We start from the raw sequence: 17,532 nt of genomic DNA, 5'->3' as shown, positions 1-17,532 counted from the left end.
GCCGATCCGGCCTGGTGATTCACGGGATACCGGCCACGCCGCGGACGACATCAGCCAGCTGCGCGGCGACCTGCCGGGTTTCTTCGGCATCCTCCGCCTCGACCATCACCCGCAGCAACGGCTCAGTCCCGGACGGTCGCAACAGCAGACGCCCGCGCTTGCCGAGTTGTGCCGTGGCTGCTGCCGCCGCCGCCTGCAACTGCGGGTGCTGCATGAGCTGGCGCGCGTTTCCGGACACCGGCACGTTGATCAACACCTGCGGACACTTGACCATGTCCGCCACCAGGGCGTCCAGCGGCTGCCCCTGCCGCAACATCACCGCCAGTACCTGCAGTGCGGTGACACAGCCGTCACCGGTCGTGGACTTATCGAGGCAGAGGGTGTGCCCGGAGGTCTCCCCACCCAGCGTGCCACCGACCGCCTGCAGCCGCTCCAGCACATGGCGGTCTCCCACTGCCACACGTTCGAACGGAATCGCCAAGGCGGCCAGCGCCTGCTCCAGGCCGAGATTGGACATCAGCGTGCCCACGACCGGCCCGCGAAGCTCACCGTTGACATGGCGCCCCCGGGCAAGGGCATACAGAATCTGGTCTCCGTCGACCACCTGGCCCCGGGCATCCACCATCAAACAGCGATCCGCATCGCCATCAAAGGCGATACCGACATCAGCGCGCTGGCGGCGAACGGCGGCCTGCAAGGCGTCGAGCTGCGTGGAGCCACAGCCGCGGTTGATGTTGAAGCCATCCGGCTCGGCACCGATCACCTCAAGAACATCCGCCCCCAGCTCGTCAAAGATCGCGGGGCCAACGCGGTAGGCGGCGCCATGACCGCAGTCAACCACCAGCCGCAAGCCATCCAGCGTGCCGTCACCGAAGGTCGCCTTGCAGTACTCGATATACCGACCCGGCGCATCCTCGATCCGCCGCGCCAAGCCCAACTGTTCGGGCGCGACGGTTTCCATCTGCAACGACAGACAGTGCTCGATCTCGCCTTCGATGGCATCACTGAGCTTGCCGCCATTTGGACCGAAGAACTTGACGCCGTTGTCCTCATGCGGGTTGTGCGAGGCGGAGATCACGATCCCGGCCTCGGCCCTCAGGGCACGCGTCAGATAGGCGACCGCAGGTGTCGGAATCGGGCCGAGCAGCAGCACCTCGACGCCGGCACTCGACAGGCCCGCCTCCAGCGCTGATTCGAACAAGTACCCCGACCGGCGTGTGTCCTTGCCGATGACCACCCGCGCCCCTGGCGTGCGGCCCAATATCCGCCCTGCCGCCCAACCGAGCCGCACGGCGAAATCTGCGGTCATCGGCGGTTGCCCGACCCGCCCGCGGATGCCGTCGGTGCCAAAGTACTGCCGTGTCATGTCAGCCCCGCCTTGTCATGTCGCCCCCGCCATCGCGGCATTGCGGATGGCATACGCCACCGCAACCGCATCGACGGTGGCACGAATATCATGGGCGCGCACTATAGCGACGCCCTGAAAAACGGCAACCGCCGCCGCAGCGAGACTGGCCGCAAGTCGTTGATCGACCGTCCGCCCCAGCAGCGCACCAAACATGGACTTGCGCGAGACCCCGATGAGCACGGGATGGCGATCGGCGCAGAGCGGGCGCAGCGCTGCCAGCAGCGCCAGATTGTGCTCAAGGTTCTTGCCGAACCCGATACCGGGGTCCAGAACCAGCCGATCAGCGTCTATCCCGGCCGACATGCAAGCGGCCACTCGCTCGCGGAGGAACGCAGTGACGTCTGCAACCACGTCATCATAGTGCGGTGCCAACTGCATGGAAGCGGGCGTTCCCTGCCGGTGCATGAGGCAGACCATGGCCCCGCTATCGCGGGCCGCCTCGATGGCGCCGGGAGACCGCAAGGCATTGACATCGTTAATCATCGAGGCGCCAGCCGCGCAGGCCGCCTGCATCACGACCGGCTTGGTGGTGTCGATCGAGATCGGCACGGCGAATCGGCTTCGCAGGGCGCGAATCACCGGTATAACGCGCGCCAATTCCTCGGCATCACCCACAATCTCAGCACCGGGCCGGGACGATTCCCCCCCGACATCGATGATGTCAACGCCTTCCGACACCATGATCTGGGCCCGCTGGCAGGCGGCCTCGACGGAATTGAAGGCGCCGCCGTCGGAAAAGGAATCCGGCGTGACATTGAGCACCCCCATGACCTGAGGACGCCCCAACCGGGGACGTTCGTCGGGGTAGCCTTGCCGGGCGGTCATCTGCCCACGATTCGGGGCATCCGCCGCCGCCTTCAGAGCTGATTGGCCGGCTTGGAAGATGGGCTCGGCGTCACTGGCTGCTCACCGTCGGCCGGTCGTGGCGACGCCGATGGCGGGGGTGTGGGGTCATTGTCGTGCCAGCTGCTGGGGACGCCGGGATCCTTGCCATCCATCAACCGTGCAATCTGCTCGCTGTCAATGGTCTCGTACTTGATCAGGGCGTCGGCCATCGCATGCAACTTGTCGAGATTGTCCTCGAGAATCTTCTGCGATCGCTGATAGTTACGGTTGATGACGTCGCGAATCTCCTCGTCGATCACATGCGCGGTCTCATCGGAGATGTTCTTGGTCTGGGTCACGCTGCGGCCCAGAAACACTTCGCCGTTGTCCTCGGAGTACGCGAGCGGGCCCAGGCGGTCGGACAGCCCCCACTTGGTCACCATGTTGCGGGCAATATCGGTGGCTCGCTCGATGTCATTGGACGCGCCGGTGGTCACCTTGTCGGCACCAAAAATGATCTCTTCGGCAATCCTTCCCCCGAACAGGGAGCAAATCTGTGAGTTGAGCCGCTGCTTGGTGTAGCTGTAGCGATCTTCTTCAGGCAGGAACATGGTGACGCCGAGGGCACGCCCGCGGGGAATGATCGACACCTTGTACACGGGGTCGTGCTCGGGAACGGTCAACCCGACAATGGCGTGACCCGCCTCGTGGTAGGCGGTCAGACGCTTTTCGTCGTCGCTCATGACCATTGAGCGGCGTTCAGCGCCCATCATGATCTTGTCCTTGGCTCGTTCAAAGTCGTCATGGTCGACGAGACGCTTGTTGCCCCGGGCGGCAAACAGCGCCGCCTCGTTCACCAGGTTGGCCAGATCAGCACCCGAAAATCCCGGCGTGGCGCGGGCGATGACACCCGGCTTGACTGAATCGGCAAGGGGGACCGCGCGCATGTGGACTTTCAGAATCTGCTCTCGTCCGCGCACGTCCGGAAGCGGCACCACCACCTGCCGGTCGAACCGACCGGGCCGGAGCAGCGCCGGATCGAGTACGTCCGGGCGGTTGGTCGCAGCGATAACGATCACGCCCTCGCTGCCCTCGAAACCGTCCATCTCCACCAGAAGCTGGTTGAGGGTCTGTTCCCGCTCATCGTGACCACCGCCGAGACCCGCACCGCGATGCCGGCCGACCGCGTCAATCTCGTCGATGAAGATAATGCAGGGAGCGTGTTTCTTCGCCTGCTCGAACATGTCACGAACGCGCGAGGCGCCGACGCCGACGAACATCTCGACGAAGTCGGAACCAGAGATCGCGAAAAACGGTACACCGGCTTCGCCCGCAATCGCCTTGGCGAGCAGGGTCTTGCCAGTCCCCGGCGAGCCGACCATGAGCACGCCACGGGGGATTTTGCCCCCGAGCTTCTGGAATTTGCCCGGATCCTTGAGGAAATCAACCAGCTCTGACACTTCCTGCTTGGCCTCTTCAACTCCGGCGACGTCGGCGAAGGTGATCTTCACCTGGTCGGCGCTGAGCATGCGCGCCTTGCTCTTGCCGAATGACATGGCACCACGGCCGCCGCCGCCGCCCTGCATCTGGCGCATGAAGTAAATCCACACACCAATCAACAGCAGGATCGGAAAGGCATTGAACAGCAGCTGCAGCAGGATCGGTGTCTGTTGCGGCAACTCACCGTCGAATTTGACGTTGTTCTCGATCAAGGTCCCGATCATCGACCGGTTATCCGACTCGGGGCTGACGGACGAGAAGCGGGAGCCGCTCTTGAGCTGCCCGCGGATCATCTGGTTCTCGATCTCGACCTCGGCAACATTGCCCTGTTTGACCTGGGTCAGGAAATCGGAATACGCCAGCTGCGGCGTCGCGCTTGAGCCGCCGCCGGAGAAACTCTGGAACACGCTCATCAGGACGACGAGAATGACGACCCAGAGGAGTAAATTTTTGGCCAAATCGTTCAAAGTGGTCTTTCCGTCAACTCAAGGGCTTTTGGACACGTTACACCGGACTAAAATTCCGCGCCAGCACATACACTTCACGCGATCTCGGCCGACTGGCCTTGGGCTTGCGCACCACCACCCGGGGGAATGCAGACCGCACCGAACGGAGAAACGCGTCTGAACCCTCTCCCTGGAATACCTTGACCAGAAAGGCCCCGCCCGGTTTAAGGTGCCTGACGGCGAAATCCAGAGCCAGTTCACACAGATAAATGCTGGACGCCTGGTCGGCCACATCCACCCCGATCAAGTTGGGGGCCATGTCGGACATTACAAGGTCCACGCCGTGCGAGCCGACTTCGGCCTCCAGGGCCTCGAGGACGGTCGCCTCGCGGAAGTCCCCACAGATGAAGTCCACTTCCGCCAGGCTGTCCATCGGCAGGATATCGAGCGCGAACAACCGCCCCTTCCGGCCAAGCAGGGGTCGCGCGTACTGACTCCAGCCACCGGGGGCAGCGCCAAGGTCCACCACGACCTGCCCCGGCTTGAGAATGCGGTCGCGCTCCTGCAGTTCCTGCAGTTTGAACACCGCCCGCGATCGATATCCTAGCTTGCGGGCCTCCTGCACGTAGCGATCCGCTTCGTGCTCGGCAAGCCATCGGGACGAACTGCGACTTCGCTTCTGTCCCACGGCGGCCGGCCCGGTCGCTACTCGTAGCGCAGCGAGATGATTTCCAGCTCGCGGATGCCGCTGGGCACCTGCACGCTGACAACATCACCTTCGGCTTTGCCGATCAGTGCGCGGGCGATCGGCGAGTTGAAGGAGATCATGCCGGCCTTGATGTCGGCCTCATCCTCGCCAACGATCTGGTACTGCATTTCCTCGCCCGTATCGGCGTCTGCCACCGCCACGGTGGTCCCGAACACCACCTTTCCGTGCGTCTTGATCTGGGTCACGTCGATCACCTGCGCCGATCCCAGCTTCGCCTCGATCTCGGTGATGCGCCCCTCATTGAAGCCATGCTGCTCTCGGGCAGCGTGATATTCGGCGTTCTCACGAAGGTCCCCGTGCGAGCGGGCCTCGTCGATATCGGCAATGATCTTCGGCCGCAGTTCGCTCTTGCGATACCGCAGTTCCTCGCGCAGCTTGTCGGCGCCACGCGCCGTCATGGGGGTCAAATTCATGTCCGGGCTCCCTCGGCTCCAGGCAAAAAAACGCTTCGCAGCCAGCGGAGTGGCCGCGAAGCAGGATCAGATTGGGCGATGACTTTATCACGCCCCCCGGCGGCCTTCAGGCTCCGGAAGGCACCGCTCAGTGGAGACGTTCGTGCAACGTCTGTAGCCGGTTGACGTCGAGTTTGTCGAGGTGCGCCATCGCCACCGCTGCCGCCAGCGCGCCCGCGATGGTGGTGAAGTAGCAGACCTTGTTCTGGATTGCCGCCGCGCGAATCGAGCGTGACTCTTCTATCGACTGCTTGCCCTCGGTGGTATTGGCGATGAAGTGGATTTCGCCGTTCTTGATCATGTCGACGCAGTGCGGTCGGCCTTCCTTGACCTTGTTCACGCCTTCGCAGGGAATGCCGGCCGCCCGGATCACCGCTGCCGTGCCGTGCGTCGCCACTACCGAGATGCCACGAGATGCCAACAACCTCGCCAACTCCACCGCTTTCGGCTTGTCGGGCTCGCGAACCGAGATGAACGCGGTCCCACTGGCGGGTACCACCATCCCGCCCGCCAACAATGCCTTGTTGAAGGCCTCGCCGAAATGGTTGCCCACTCCCATGACCTCGCCCGTCGAGCGCATCTCTGGACCCAGCAAGGGGTCGACGCCAGGGAACTTGCTGAAGGGGAATACCGACTCCTTGACCGAGAAGTAGTCAGGCACGATCTCATGCGTGATCCCCTGGTCAGCAAGGGTCCGACCGGCCATGCAGCGGGCGGCGATCTTGGCCAGTGGTCGCCCGGTCGCCTTCGAGACGAACGGGCTGGTGCGAGAGGCGCGCGGATTGACCTCGAGCAGGTAAACCCGGTCGTCCTGCACCGCGAATTGGGCATTCATCAGGCCCACGACATTCAACGCCCGTGCCAATTTCACCACCTGCTCGCGAATGACGTCCTGGATCGCCTTCGACAGCGAATAGGCCGGCAACGAGCAGGCGGAATCGCCGGAATGCACGCCGGCCTCCTCGATATGTTCCATGATGCCGCCAATGACCACGTTCTCGCCGTCGGCCAGGGCATCGATGTCGACCTCGATGGCATTGTTGAGGAAGTGGTCCAGCAGGACCGGCGAGTCGTTCGACACCCGCACCGCTTCCGTCATGTAGCGCCGAAGATCGTCGCCGTCATGAACGATTTCCATGGCGCGGCCACCCAGAACGTAGCTGGGCCGCACCACCAACGGGTAACCGACCTGTTCCGCAATCCGCAACGCCTGCTCAAGCGAGGTGGCGGTGCCGTTGGGCGGCTGCAGCAGGTCAAGCTGAACCACCAGCTTCTGGAAGCGGTCGCGGTCCTCTGCGAGGTCGATCGCATCCGGCGTAGTACCGATGATCGGAGCGCCCGCCGCTTCCAGCTGGCGCGCCAACTTCAGCGGCGTCTGGCCCCCGAACTGCACGATCACGCCCTTCGGCTTCTCGATGTCGATGATCGCCATCACGTCTTCGAAGGTCAGCGGCTCGAAGTAGAGCCGGTCGGAGGTGTCGTAATCCGTCGACACCGTTTCCGGGTTGCAATTGACCATGATGGTTTCGTACCCATCTTCCCGCAGCGCCAGCGCCGCGTGGACACAGCAGTAGTCGAATTCAATCCCCTGCCCGATGCGGTTAGGCCCGCCGCCGAGAATCATGATCTTCTCGCGTTCGGTCGGCTCCGCTTCACAGACCTCGTCATAGGAGGAGTACAGATAGGCGGTGCTGGTCGGGAATTCAGCCGCGCAGGTATCCACCCGCTTGAACACCGGACGCACATCGAGCGCCAGACGCCGCTGGCGCACGGCCGACTCGTTGACCCGCCACAGGGTGGCCAGTCGCCGGTCGGAAAAGCCCAGACGCTTGTAGCTGCGGAGCGTCCCGGCATCGGTTTCCGCCAACGGCGTCGCGACCACTGCGGCTTCGACCTGAATGATCTCCTCGATCTGGTCGAGGAACCACGGATCAATCTTCGAGATGCGATGCACTTCGTCGACACTCATGCCGAGCCTGAAGGCATCGCCGACATACCAGATCCGATGTGCCCGCGGAATGGCCAGTTCGGAACGGACGCGCGTCTCGGACTCGGCCTGATCCAGCGTCAGCATGGACTCGAACCCGTCGCTTCCAACCTCCAGCCCACGCAGCGCCTTTTGCAGCGATTCCTGGAAGTTGCGCCCGATCGCCATCACCTCACCGACACTTTTCATCTGTGTCGTCAGCCTGGAGTCGGCCTGCGGGAACTTCTCGAAGGTGAATCGCGGGATCTTGGTGACCACATAGTCGATGGCCGGCTCGAAGGAGGCCGGCGTGCGTCCGCCGGTGATGTCGTTCTTGAGCTCGTCAAGCGTGTACCCAACCGCCAATTTGGCCGCAACCTTGGCGATCGGGAACCCGGTGGCCTTGGAGGCCAGCGCCGAGGAGCGTGACACCCGCGGGTTCATCTCGATGACGATGATCCGGCCGTCGGCGGGATTGATGGCGAACTGCACGTTCGACCCACCAGTCTCGACACCAACACGCCGCAGCACCTTGATCGAGGCGTCCCGCAGCAGCTGATATTCCTTGTCGGTCAGCGTCTGCGCCGGGGCCACGGTAATCGAGTCCCCGGTATGCACCCCCATCGGATCGAAGTTCTCGATCGAGCAGATGATGATGCAGTTGTCCTTGCGGTCACGCACCACCTCCATCTCGAATTCTTTCCATCCGAGCAACGACTCTTCGATCAGGACTTCGGTGGTGGGTGAAAGATCGAGGCCACGCGTCACGATCTCTTCAAATTCTTCGACGTTGTAAGCGACACCGCCACCGGACCCGCCGAGGGTGAAACTGGGCCGAATGATCACCGGGAACCCGATCTCCGCCTGCAGGGCGCGGGCCTCCGGCATCGAATGCGCCACGCCTGAGCGGGCACTGCCGAGACCGATTTCGGTCATGGCATCGCGGAACTTGAGCCGGTCTTCAGCGAGATCGATTGCTTCGGCGTTGGCACCAATCATCTGCACGCCGAACTTGGTGAGCACGCCTTCGCGCTCGAGATCCAGCGCGCAATTCAAGGCGGTCTGCCCGCCCATGGTCGGCAGCAGCGCATCCGGACGCTCCTGCTCGATGATGCGCGCAACGGTCTGCCAGCGGATCGGCTCGATGTAGGTGCTGTCGGCCATCTCCGGGTCGGTCATGATGGTGGCCGGATTGGAGTTGACCAGAATCACCCGATAACCCTCTTCCCGCAGTGCCTTGCAAGCCTGCGCACCGGAGTAGTCGAACTCACAGGCCTGGCCAATCACGATAGGGCCGGCGCCGATGATGAGGATGCTCTGGATATCGGTACGTTTGGGCATGTCAGCGGGCCATCAGCGCCAGAAAGTGATCGAACAGACCGTCGAGGTCATGGGGGCCGGGGCTGGCCTCGGGATGTCCCTGGAAACTGAACGCCGGCGCGTCCCCGAGAGCAATGCCCTGCAGCGAACCATCAAACAGTGAGACGTGGGTGACCCGCACATTGTCCGGAAGACTGTCGGCGTCAACGGCGAAGCCATGATTCTGGCTGGTGATCATTACCCGCCCGGTCGACAGCTCCTGAACCGGGTGGTTGGCACCGTGATGCCCGAACTTCATTTTCAGCGTGCGTGCGCCGGCGGCGAGCGCCAGAATCTGATGCCCCAGGCAAATGCCGAAGGTCGGCACCTTCGCTGCCAGCAGTGCTCGCGCGGTCTCGATGGCATAGGTACAGGGCTCCGGATCGCCTGGGCCATTGGACAGCAGAACCCCGTCGGGTTTCAGCGCCAGGACCGCCTCAGCGGGGGTCTGCGCCGGCATGACGGTCACCCGGCACCCACGGTCGACCAGCATTCTCAGGATGTTGCGCTTGACGCCGAAATCGAGCACCACCACATGCCGGGAACCCGGCTCGGGGGTGGACTCGCGATTGGAGTCCAGGGTCCAGCTACCGGTCGTCCAGACATGCGGTGCACTGCACGAAACCACTTGCGCGAGGTCTGCGCCCTGGAGACCGGGAAACTCGCGGGCCGCCGCCAGCGCGACCTCTGGCGTCGCCTGCTCACCGGCAACGATGGCGCCCCCCTGGGCGCCCTTGTCACGCAGCACCCGGGTCAAGGCACGAGTGTCGATACCCGCGATGGCGACCACGCCCCGACGGGCCAGAAAGTCACTGAACCCCTCGGTCGAACGGAAATTGCTAGGCCGCCGAGGCACTTCGCGAAGCACCAATCCGGCGATATGTACCTGGTCGGACTCGGCGTCTTCATCGTTGACGCCGACATTCCCGATGTGCGGGTAGGTCAAGGTGACGATCTGCTGGCGATAGGAGGGGTCGGTCAGGATCTCCTGATACCCGGTCATCGCCGTGTTGAAGACCACCTCACCCGCCGAAATTCCATCGATGCCAATGGATACCCCTCGGAAAACGGAACCATCAGAGAGGGCGAGTACAGCCGGTTTTGTTCGGGTCATCGGCAGGTTGTCTTGAATCACTAATCCGGGGCTGTTTCCAGCGTTTCACACGGAAACGGGGGCCAGGAGCCCCCGTCTCGGATTAGGCGCGCATGATACTGCCGCGCCCGCCAAAGGTCCACGAAAAATTGCTGCAGCGCGGCGAAATGACCTGATTTCGGGACTTCGCACACCACCGATTGGCCCCCCCGGGGGCGTCTCAGCCGAGCACGTCGCGCATGCTGTACAGCCCCGGGTTCTGGCGCGCCAGCCACTGGGCGGCACGCACGGCGCCGCGCGCGAAGTTCATGCGGCTGGAGGCATGATGGCTCAGGGCCAGACGCTCGCCGTCACCGAGAAAGTGAACGGTATGGTCACCGACCACATCGCCGCCCCGTATCGTAGCGAACCCGATCGAACCCGCGGGACGGGCACCAGTGTGGCCCTGACGGGCATAAACGGCGTCTTCCGCCAGCGACCGCCCTGCCCCGGCCGCCGCTGCCTGCCCCAGCATCAGGGCCGTACCGCTGGGCGCGTCGACCTTATGACGGTGATGCGCTTCGACCACTTCGATATCGAAATCCGGGCCGAGCGTCCGCGCCGCCTGCTCCACAAGCTGCTGCAAAAGGTAGATGCCAACGCTGAAATTGCCGGACATGCAGATCGGGATCACCGCCGAAGCCGCCTGAATCGCCGCAATCTGCCCGGCGTCAAAGCCGGTGGTCCCAATCACCAGGCCCCGTTGGGCCGCCGTACAAGCGCCCAGGGTGTCGGCGATCGCCTCGGGGCGCGTGAAATCGATCAACACATCGAATGTCGCCGTGTCGACCGTCGAGGCCAACCTGACGCCGATCGCGCCGATGCCCGCAAGCAGGCCCGCATCCTCGCCGATCCCGTCGGCGCCCGAACGCTCAATGGCGGCACCCAATGAGGCCCGTCCCTGGGTCGCCGCCACGGCCTGGATCAAGCTGCGGCCCATGCGTCCGCCCGCCCCAAGAATGCCAATGCGGGGAGCGGAGGTATCGGGTGATGTCATGGCGGTCAGTTCAGCGGAAGGGGCGTCAGGGGCAGACAGGATCAGAACGGCAGGTCGTGAGGCTCGTCGGCGAAGGCCAGCGTCAAAGCGCCAGGGCCGACGTTGATTCCGCCTGTCATGGACAGCATGCTTTCTATCAACTCGACACCACAATCGCCACAAACCCGCTGAAGTTCCTCGAATCCCGGCAGCGCATGCAAACGCTCCAGGTCGCCCCCGAAGCTAACCACCAGTGTCGGCGCCAGCAGGCCTCGGCGAACCCGGCTTGCCGCATATTCGAATACCCGGCGTGCGCCGTCGTCGAAATGCCGGAGCTTGGCCACCGGACCGGTGGTATTCCGATGCCCCTTGATCAGGGGCTTGATGTCCAGTGCGGTGCCCAACATGGCACCCACCCACCCGAGACTGCGATCGCCCTTCTTCTGCGCACGCGCCCGCAGGTAGAACAGGTCCTGAGGCAACATGTAGCCGTGCAGGTTCTGCACCAGATATTCGATGCGCTCGCGGATCTTGACCGGGTTCTCTCCGGACTTGATCATTCTCACGGCCTCGGCCGCCAGCACGCCCTGAGCGGCAAACAGGTTCTGGCAGTCGATGACGCGCAAGGCGAATGGCCCGGCAATGCCGGCTTCGGCGCGGTGCGGCTTGTAATCGTTGAGGATCGCGAACGAGGCCTTCACCGCGTTGTCGAACATCGGGCTGCGGCTGGAAGCGATCGTCAGGCAGAAGACGAAGTCGAAATCGATGACCAGTTTCGACAGGAACAGCGACTTGATCTGATCGGTCGAGAAGGCGGACGTGCCGGCATCGCCGTGGCCATCCCAGTTTTCGGCATAGAAGCGGCGGGTCTGCTCGACATCGCGCTCGTCGATCTGGTCCCGGGAGCCCAGATGCAGCGTGATCGGCAGAATCACGATGTTATTGGCTTCGATAAACGACGGCGGCAGGTCGCAAGCCGAGTCCACCACCAAACCAATTCGCATATCTCCTCCCGTTGAACGCGGGTTATCGTCGCTCGAACTCTATCACGCGTCTTCGTCGTGACCGTGGACGACACCCTCGAGCTTGGCCTTTTGCCACAAGGCCTCCATGGCCCGAAGGCGCGCCGTCGTTCCGAGCGGTGGCAGTTGGTCGAGCGCCGCCTCGATGCCCGAAAACCTTGCAGCAAAGCGGGCTGTAGCGGCATCCAGGCTGGCGGCGGGATCAACCCCGAGATGCCGCGCCAGGTTGACCGCTGTCAGCAAAAGGTCACCCAATTCCTCCTGCTGCCGCAATGGCGATTCGGCACGCGCCTGCTCGAACTCGCGCAGTTCCTCCGCCATCTTGTCGAGCACCCCATCGAGGCCGGGCCAGTCGAACCCAAGCCGCGCCGCGTGGGCCTGAAGCGCCAACGCCCGTTCGAAGGCGCCATCAGACATGGCCATTCACGGTGAGCGCCAGTTGCCGAAGCATGCCCGCAGTGGCACCCCATATTCGATGTCGCCCGTGCTCCAGCTCGTAGAACGGCAGACGGATGCCCTCCCGCAAGAGGCTGCGTTGCCGGTAGGTCGACAGCTGCAACACCCGCGCCAGGGGCAACTCGAATACCTCCGCCACCTCACCTGGTTCAGGCCGCCACACCGGCGGCGGCACGTCCACCACACCCACGACCGGGGTGACGCGATACCGGGTCAGCGTCGGATAGTCATCGAGGTAACCGAGCACCCGGACTGACTCGGGCGCCAGACCGACTTCCTCATTCGCCTCGCGCAAAGCGGTCCAGGCCAGCGTATCGTCGTCGTCATCGCGTCGGCCGCCGGGAAAGCTCACCTGTCCCTGGTGGGCTCGCAACTGCTCAGAACGCTTGGTCAACAGCACCGTCGGCCCCTCCGGACGGCGCAGGACGGCGATCAGCACCGCAGCAGGCCGCAGGCTTTGCAGCAGGCCATCCGGAACCCATCGCTCGAAACCGGTCGGAAAGTCGGCCGGGCTGAATCGCCGCGGCGGGAGCTCAGTGGTGCCCACCAGTGCCGCCTGCAGCAGGGGCACGGTGACGGTGTCGAAATCCGCGCCAGCGGAGGATGCGGCATCAGGTTCCATAAGACCTCGGAGCTCTTCTACACTGGCAGGCATGGCCCATGATACCGAGCTGAACCCGGAACACTGGATTACCCTGCGCGAATGGGACGAACGGCGCGGCCACGCCAAGGGCACTGCCTTCCGGGCCTTCAAGCGATGGCGACCCCGGTGGCGCGAGAACCGCGACTACCGGCGGCTCGACGCCCAAACCGATGCCGCATTGATTGCGTCGCTGAAGTGCGGTAATCGTCTGTACATCAGTACCGTTCATGCTGTTCTGTTATCACCAGCGGCGGCCGCAAGCATGGACGATCCTGCAGCGTAATGGACATTACTATTCAGCGACTTTTCGTTGCCTCCCCGCGCTGCCAGCGGTAGCATGCCCGCTCGATATTTCCATTTGGAGTGCCTTGAATGTCCGCTGTCGAACTACTGAAGCAACTGCCCGCCGCCTTCAATGCCGACGCCGCTTCCGGCCTCGATGCGACCCTGCAGTTCAACATTTCGAGCCCGATGCACGCGGTGATCAAGGGCGGCGAATGCTCGGTTGGCGAAGGCGCTGCCAGCAGCCCGGACGTCACCATCACCATGGAAGACGATGATCTGGTGGCGCTGTTCAAGGGTGAACTCAACGGCATGACCGCTTTCATGACCGGCAAGTTGCAGATCGAAGGCGACCTGATGCTCGCGCAACGCATGAGCAGCCTGTTTGAAGCCGACAAGCTCGGCTGAGACGACGTTGTCGCAAGACCAAGCCCCGGGCGATGCCGCTCGGGGCTTTTTGTTGGTCGCGGATGCCCACGGGCGGCTGGCACTGAAGGCAACGCATCGGCCGGACGTCGGTGTCGTCTGCGCAGACTGGCAGGGCGCCGAACAGCAGCGGCGCATTGCCGCAGGCAAACGGCAGCTTCTGGCGCGCGCCTGCGGCATCGGCCGCACCCTGCCCTGGCGAGTGCTCGATGCCACCGCCGGCCTAGGGCGCGACGGGCTGACCCTCGCTGCGCTGGGCGCCACCGTCACGCTGGTGGAACGCCAGCCGATGATTGCCGCACTGCTCCAGGACGCGCTGCAACGATTGCGGCAGGTCAATCCGCTGCTGGCGGCCCGCATCGAGGTCGTGCAGGGAGATGCCCGCCCGCTGCTGGACACACCCCGGCCGATGTGGGACGTCATCTATCTCGATCCGATGTATCCGCATCGCAACAAGGCCGCGTTACCCAGCAAAGAAATGCAGTTCTTTCGAGAACTGACCGATGGCGATCCCGACGCTGACGCGCTGCTGGCTCCCGCAATCCACAACGTCGGTTGGCGAGTCGCGGTCAAACGCCCGCTGGCAGCGCCCCCGCTGGGCGGCCTTGAAGCCGACCAGAGCCTTCGCGGCACCCAAGCCCGATTCGACCTCTACTGGAGCCGATGATGCGGCACCTGACCCTGATTCGACACGCCAAATCAAGCTGGGCGCACCCAGAAATCACCGATTTCGAGCGGCCGCTCAATCCACGCGGCCGCCGCGACGCACCGCTGATGGCCCAGCAGATCGCCGCCACCGACGGCCTGCCGGACCTGTGGGTCAGCAGCCCGGCGACGCGCGCCGTGATGACAGCGCGGATGTTCGCAGACGCGCTGAATCAACCCGTCGATGCCATCCGGCTGCTGCCGTCACTCTATGAGGCCTCGCTGGACACCCTGATCGCTGCCGTTCGGCAACTGCCGGAGACTGCGCACCGGGTCTGGCTGTTCGGTCATAACCCCGGCTTGACCCTGCTGGGCCAATGGCTGGCGGCATCAGCGCCCACGCATCTGCCGACCTGCGCAGCGGCGCGCTTCGTACTTCCAGATGCCCATTGGTTCGAGTGTCAGCGCGATGGCGCCACCCTGAGCGGGTGGCGAAGCCCGAAGCACCCACAAGACTGACCGGGGGCGGTCACCGCCATCCGATCAGGCGGGTGTCAGTTCAGCCTTGAAGCGTGCGGCATTGCGCACGTAATGCTGCGCCGAGAGCGTGATGATCTGCTGCTCCGCCGGACTGAGTTCACGCACGACCTTGGCTGGACGCCCCATCAGCAGCACCCCGTCGGGAAAGACCTTGCCCTCGGGCACGAGGCTACCAGCGCCGACCAGGCTGTTCCGCCCGATCACGGCACGATTGAGAATCACACTCTGGATCCCGATCAGGCTGTTGTCGCCGATGGTGCAGCCATGCAGCATCACCTGATGACCGATCGTGCAGTCACGCCCGACCGTCAGCTTGATCCCCACATCGGTGTGCAACACCGCGCCATCCTGCACGTTGGTGCCTTCGCCGATCAAGATGTCGTCGACATCACCCCGAAGCACGCACCCAAACCAGACACTGGCGCCGGGTCGAAGCTGAACGGACCCGATGACCGATGCGGTCGGCGCGATCCAGACATCCTCGGCAACCTCCGGAACACGCCCTCCCAGACTGAAAGGCATCAGGCGGCAGCCGACACGTTGGCGTCGTTCCGACCAAAGCCATGGCCGTTGTCGATCAGGTATTCGAGCCACTTGCCGAGGGTGAGATTGCGTCGCCACTGCTCGTCAAGAAATCGCTCCGCCCAGGGATCACCCTCGCCTTCCGCCTCCCAGGGCGGACGGTTGGGTTGATTCAGCGCCTCTGCCACCCCGGCGTCGCGATAAATGCGCACCCACAGGTCGGGCTGCCGGCGCACACCCTCATCATCGACAAACTCGTAGGTGAGCTTGCAGGTGAGGGTATAGCGATCGCGCTCGGTCACCGTCAGGTGCAACGGTGGATCCGCCAGGCTGTGGGAGATGGCCTTCTGCGGCGGCAGGTCCAACGCCGGGATCAAACGCTGCAACAAGCGGAAATTCCGCTCGTAGAGGTCAATCAGGACCGCCAGCCGACGAGAAGCCGACGCAACAGGTGCGGAGGGTCGTTCTTGAGACGTCTGCATACGCTGACTATAAGATAAGGAACCAAGTTCCCACAATGAAGGCTGCATGTCCGTCGAGGAAATCCCCACCCAACCGTTCTCCGACCAGAAGCCGGGTACGGCCGGCCTGCGCAAGCAGGTCCGAATCTTTCAGCAGCCACGCTACCTCGAAAATTTCCTTCAGGCGATCTTTGACTGCGTCACCCCCCTGAAAGGTTCCACCCTGGTCATCGGCGGTGACGGCCGCTTCTACAACCGACAGGCCATCGCCACTGCCTTATCGATGGCGGCTGCCAACGGAATTTCAAGGGTCATCGTCGGGCTTGGCGGGCTGCTGTCGACACCGGCAGCCTCCCACCTGATCCGCCTGCGCGGCGCCTCGGGGGGCTTGGTACTGACCGCAAGCCACAACCCGGCTGGGCCGGACGGCGACTTCGGCATCAAGTTCAACGTGGCGGGCGGCGGCCAGGCGGGCGAGGCCCTCACCGATCAGATCTTCGCGTCGAGTCTTAAGATAAGTCGTTATCTTATTGATACTTCTATTAATGTTGATATCGATCGTTGCGGAATCAGCACCTTCGACGGGTTCTCGGTCGAAGTGGTTGACGGGCTGGACGACTACGCCCGGCTGATGCAGGACCTGTTCGATTTTGACGCCATCCGCGCATGGCTCAAGGCCGGCAACCGTATCCGATACGACGCGCTCCACGCGGTCACCGGCCCGTATGCCCGTCGAATTCTGGTGGACCAACTGGGGGCTGCGGCGGCCGACGTGGTCAACGCGGTGCCATTGGAGGATTTCGGCGGCGGGCACCCCGACCCCAATCTGGTCTACGCACGTGAACTGGTCGACCACATGATGGCGGAGGACGCGCCCGCACTCGGCGCCGCCAGCGACGGCGATGGCGACCGCAATATGATCCTCGGGCCCGGGCTCTTCATCTCCCCCGGCGACTCCCTGGCCATGCTGGCGGCGCACCTGCACCGGTGCCCGGGCTACCGCGGCGGCCTGCGCGGCGTCGCGCGCTCGATGCCGACATGCCGTGCGGCGGATCGGGTGGCGGCGACGCTCGGCGTGCCCTGCCACGAGACCCCGACGGGATGGAAGTTCTTCTGCAACCTGCTCGATGACGGCCAGATCACGATCTGCGGCGAAGAAAGTTTCGGTACCGGCTCGTCGCATGTGCGCGAGAAAGATGGCCTGTGGGCGGTTCTCGCCTGGCTCAATGTCCTCGCCGCAAGTGGGCTGACCGTGCCCGAGCTGGCACAGGCGCATTGGGCACGGTTCGGCCGTCACTACTTCATGCGCCATGACTATGAGGATCTGTCGCTGGAGGCGGCCGACGCGGTCATGAATGCCCTCGAAGCCGGCCTTCCCGCCCTGGTGGGCCAACGTTTCGACGCCCTGACGGTGACCCTCGCCGACAACTTCGCCTACACCGATCCCGTCGATGGCAGTCATGCACAGCGCCAGGGGTTGCGGATCGTGTTCGGTGACGATGCCCGCATCGTGCTGCGGAAGTCCGGCACCGGCACCCAGGGCGCGACACTTCGCCTTTATTTGGAGCACTGGCGGCAAGACCGGCTGGATCTCGACCCGCCGTCGGCGTTGGCGGCGCTGGAGACGCTGGCCGAACAGCTGGTCGGACTGAAGCGGCTGACCGGCCGCAGCGGCCCCGACATCGTCACCTGAGGCCAGCCC

Annotated in this window: 18 protein-coding genes; 5 read left to right on the top strand and 13 right to left on the bottom strand. The window is 63.9% G+C overall.

What is annotated here, in order from left to right:
* Positions 1-19: 19 nt before the first annotated feature.
* The 11 genes from glmM to JN531_RS11970 all read right to left on the bottom strand — a co-directional run bounded on the left by glmM (position 20) and on the right by JN531_RS11970 (position 12,933).
* Positions 20-1,366, bottom strand: coding sequence for a phosphoglucosamine mutase (gene glmM, locus JN531_RS12020; RefSeq protein WP_228349101.1), 1,347 nt, complete (start codon positions 1,364-1,366; stop codon positions 20-22).
* A 15-nt stretch (positions 1,367-1,381) separates the two neighbouring features.
* Positions 1,382-2,233 (bottom strand): dihydropteroate synthase, encoded by an 852-nt coding sequence (gene folP / locus JN531_RS12015; RefSeq protein ID WP_228349100.1) that lies wholly within the window; start codon positions 2,231-2,233, stop codon positions 1,382-1,384.
* A 32-nt stretch (positions 2,234-2,265) separates the two neighbouring features.
* Positions 2,266-4,200, bottom strand: a complete 1,935-nt coding sequence (gene ftsH / locus JN531_RS12010; RefSeq protein ID WP_228349099.1) for an ATP-dependent zinc metalloprotease FtsH — start codon at positions 4,198-4,200, stop codon at positions 2,266-2,268.
* 37 nt (positions 4,201-4,237) lie between these two features.
* Positions 4,238-4,867 (bottom strand): 23S rRNA (uridine(2552)-2'-O)-methyltransferase RlmE, encoded by a 630-nt coding sequence (gene rlmE / locus JN531_RS12005; protein WP_228349098.1) that lies wholly within the window; start codon positions 4,865-4,867, stop codon positions 4,238-4,240.
* Positions 4,868-4,884: 17 nt separating this feature from the next.
* Positions 4,885-5,361, bottom strand: coding sequence for a transcription elongation factor GreA (gene greA, locus JN531_RS12000; protein WP_228349097.1), 477 nt, complete (start codon positions 5,359-5,361; stop codon positions 4,885-4,887).
* 127 nt (positions 5,362-5,488) lie between these two features.
* Positions 5,489-8,707: a carbamoyl-phosphate synthase large subunit gene (gene carB, locus JN531_RS11995; RefSeq protein WP_228349096.1), complete on the bottom strand. Its 3,219-nt coding sequence runs from the start codon at positions 8,705-8,707 to the stop codon at positions 5,489-5,491.
* 1 nt (position 8,708) lies between these two features.
* Positions 8,709-9,839 (bottom strand): glutamine-hydrolyzing carbamoyl-phosphate synthase small subunit, encoded by a 1,131-nt coding sequence (gene carA / locus JN531_RS11990; protein ID WP_228349095.1) that lies wholly within the window; start codon positions 9,837-9,839, stop codon positions 8,709-8,711.
* A gap of 199 nt (positions 9,840-10,038) precedes the next feature.
* Positions 10,039-10,854: a 4-hydroxy-tetrahydrodipicolinate reductase gene (gene dapB / locus JN531_RS11985; protein WP_228349094.1), complete on the bottom strand. Its 816-nt coding sequence runs from the start codon at positions 10,852-10,854 to the stop codon at positions 10,039-10,041.
* Between the two features lie 41 nt (positions 10,855-10,895).
* Positions 10,896-11,837, bottom strand: a complete 942-nt coding sequence (locus JN531_RS11980) for a DegV family protein (RefSeq protein WP_228349093.1) — start codon at positions 11,835-11,837, stop codon at positions 10,896-10,898.
* 42 nt (positions 11,838-11,879) lie between these two features.
* Positions 11,880-12,272: a pyrophosphohydrolase domain-containing protein gene (locus JN531_RS11975; protein ID WP_228349092.1), complete on the bottom strand. Its 393-nt coding sequence runs from the start codon at positions 12,270-12,272 to the stop codon at positions 11,880-11,882.
* On the bottom strand, positions 12,265-12,933 hold the full coding sequence (locus JN531_RS11970) for a CoA pyrophosphatase (RefSeq protein WP_228349091.1): 669 nt from the start codon (positions 12,931-12,933) through the stop codon (positions 12,265-12,267). The genes JN531_RS11975 and JN531_RS11970 overlap by 8 nt, the downstream gene beginning before the upstream one ends.
* 31 nt (positions 12,934-12,964) lie before the next feature.
* Here JN531_RS11970 and JN531_RS11965 point away from each other — a divergent pair, with 31 nt between their 5' ends.
* The 4 genes from JN531_RS11965 (at position 12,965) to JN531_RS11950 (ending at position 14,826) form a co-directional block, all read left to right on the top strand.
* Positions 12,965-13,237, top strand: a complete 273-nt coding sequence (locus JN531_RS11965) for a hypothetical protein (RefSeq protein ID WP_228349090.1) — start codon at positions 12,965-12,967, stop codon at positions 13,235-13,237.
* Positions 13,238-13,326: 89 nt separating this feature from the next.
* Positions 13,327-13,644 (top strand): SCP2 sterol-binding domain-containing protein, encoded by a 318-nt coding sequence (locus JN531_RS11960; RefSeq protein ID WP_228349089.1) that lies wholly within the window; start codon positions 13,327-13,329, stop codon positions 13,642-13,644.
* A gap of 7 nt (positions 13,645-13,651) precedes the next feature.
* Positions 13,652-14,329: a class I SAM-dependent methyltransferase gene (locus JN531_RS11955; RefSeq protein ID WP_228349088.1), complete on the top strand. Its 678-nt coding sequence runs from the start codon at positions 13,652-13,654 to the stop codon at positions 14,327-14,329.
* Positions 14,326-14,826 carry a SixA phosphatase family protein gene (locus tag JN531_RS11950; protein ID WP_239795297.1) on the top strand — a complete coding sequence of 167 codons (501 nt, stop codon included), beginning with the start codon at positions 14,326-14,328 and terminating at the stop codon, positions 14,824-14,826. Before JN531_RS11955 ends, JN531_RS11950 begins: the two co-directional genes overlap by 4 nt.
* A gap of 24 nt (positions 14,827-14,850) precedes the next feature.
* Here JN531_RS11950 and JN531_RS11945 read toward each other — a convergent pair whose 3' ends face one another.
* Both JN531_RS11945 and JN531_RS11940 read right to left on the bottom strand, forming a co-directional pair.
* Positions 14,851-15,369, bottom strand: coding sequence for a gamma carbonic anhydrase family protein (locus JN531_RS11945; RefSeq protein ID WP_228349086.1), 519 nt, complete (start codon positions 15,367-15,369; stop codon positions 14,851-14,853).
* A complete protein-coding gene (locus tag JN531_RS11940) occupies positions 15,369-15,758 on the bottom strand; it encodes a DUF1249 domain-containing protein (RefSeq protein ID WP_228349085.1) in 390 nt (129 codons plus the stop codon). Before JN531_RS11940 ends, JN531_RS11945 begins: the two co-directional genes overlap by 1 nt.
* A 139-nt stretch (positions 15,759-15,897) precedes the next feature.
* On the opposite strand from JN531_RS11940, the gene JN531_RS11935 reads away from it, so the two are divergent.
* Complete coding sequence (locus JN531_RS11935; RefSeq protein ID WP_228349084.1) at positions 15,898-17,523, top strand: alpha-D-glucose phosphate-specific phosphoglucomutase; 1,626 nt, start codon at positions 15,898-15,900, stop codon at positions 17,521-17,523.
* The last annotated feature ends 9 nt before the right edge of the window (positions 17,524-17,532 follow it).

This window comes from Flagellatimonas centrodinii (assembly GCF_016918765.2).
Taxonomy (GTDB): domain Bacteria; phylum Pseudomonadota; class Gammaproteobacteria; order Nevskiales; family Nevskiaceae; genus Polycyclovorans; species Polycyclovorans centrodinii.
This window is presented reverse-complemented; position numbering and strand designations above follow the sequence as displayed.